This is a genomic window from Agrobacterium sp. ST15.13.015 (assembly GCF_027871645.1).
Lineage (GTDB): Bacteria > Pseudomonadota > Alphaproteobacteria > Rhizobiales > Rhizobiaceae > Agrobacterium > Agrobacterium leguminum.
In genome coordinates this window covers 1-1,181 of the sequence record NZ_JAQAHF010000046.1, presented here as the reverse complement: position 1 = coordinate 1,181, position 1,181 = coordinate 1, and the positions used below count along the sequence as shown (strand labels likewise).

The 1,181-nt window shown below is 56.3% G+C and carries 3 protein-coding genes; all 3 read left to right on the top strand.

The genetic code is table 11. The features are described from left to right. A partial coding sequence (locus tag PIB16_RS26650) for a class I SAM-dependent methyltransferase (RefSeq protein WP_173999951.1) occupies positions 1–421 on the top strand: 421 nt, incomplete at its 5' end. A gap of 27 nt (positions 422–448) precedes the next feature. Continuing rightward, positions 449–826, top strand: coding sequence for a DUF2147 domain-containing protein (locus PIB16_RS26645; protein ID WP_065657051.1), 378 nt, complete (start codon positions 449–451; stop codon positions 824–826). A 69-nt stretch (positions 827–895) separates the two neighbouring features. Further along, positions 896–1,181 (top strand): DUF2177 family protein (locus tag PIB16_RS26640; RefSeq protein WP_065657052.1); only part of this gene is annotated, 286 nt, incomplete at its 3' end.

Genomic DNA, 1,181 nt, shown 5'->3' with positions numbered 1-1,181 from the left:
AGTCGGCGAGGCCTATTGGCCGAGCTATTTCGAAACGCTGAAAAGATGCCTGAAACCGGGCGGCAGTGCGGTGCTGCAAATCATTTCGATTGAAGAAAGCCGCTTCGATACATATCGGCGCAAGGCGGATTTCATTCAGAAATACGTCTTTCCCGGCGGCTTTCTGCCCTCAGATGCCGCGCTCGAAAAAGCGGTCGACAAAACCGGCCTTAAGCTCACCGATAAGGAACTTTTCGGCCAGTCCTACGCGCTCACGCTCGCCGAGTGGCGCCAGCGTTTTCATGCGCGGTGGCAGGCGATTTCCCTGCTCGGCTTCGATGACCGCTTTCGACGGCTTTGGGATTATTACCTTTGCTATTGCGAGGCGGGCTTTGCCGAAGGGAGCATAAATGTGGGCTTCTACACGATCGAACACAGATAAGGCGGGACCAAACTGCGGAGAGAGACAATGATGATCAACAGATTGACGGTTGCTTCCGTCCTATGGCCACTGCTGGCCGCGTCCAGCGCGACGGCGGCCGATATCGACGGCAACTGGGCACGCGGAGACGGCAAGGCGAAAGTACTGATTGCGCCCTGCGGTGAAAATATCTGTGCCACAAACACCTGGATCAAGCCGGGCACCCCGAAGGAAAAGGCCGGGGACCGGCTGATCATGGACATAAAGCAGACAGAGGCAGGCAGCTATTCCGGCACCGCTTTCGACCCCCAGCGGGATAAATCCTACAGGATAACAGTGACAATAAACGGCAACGGCATGACCACGAAAGGCTGTATCGTCGCCGGTCTGCTGTGCAAAGGCATAAATTGGACAAGGATCGACTAGCCACATCTACACGTTGCCTCGACCCGCCATCGTCGCTCCCTTATCGAGGCCCTGCAAAGGAAAACACCAATGAAAACCTATGTCGCAGCCTACCTTTTTACCCTCGTCGCCTTTCTGGTGATTGATTTCATCTGGTTGAGCACGATGGCGTCGCGCCTTTACCGCCCGGCCATCGGCGATCTTCTGGCAGAAAACTTTCGGCTTGCTCCGGCGGTCGTCTTTTACCTCATCTATGCCGCCGGCCTGACCTTTCTTGCGGTTCGCCCGGCCTTTCAGACAGGAGAATGGACGACCGCGCTGCTCTATGGCGCAGTGGTCGGCTTCATGGCCTATGCCACTTACGACCTGACCAATC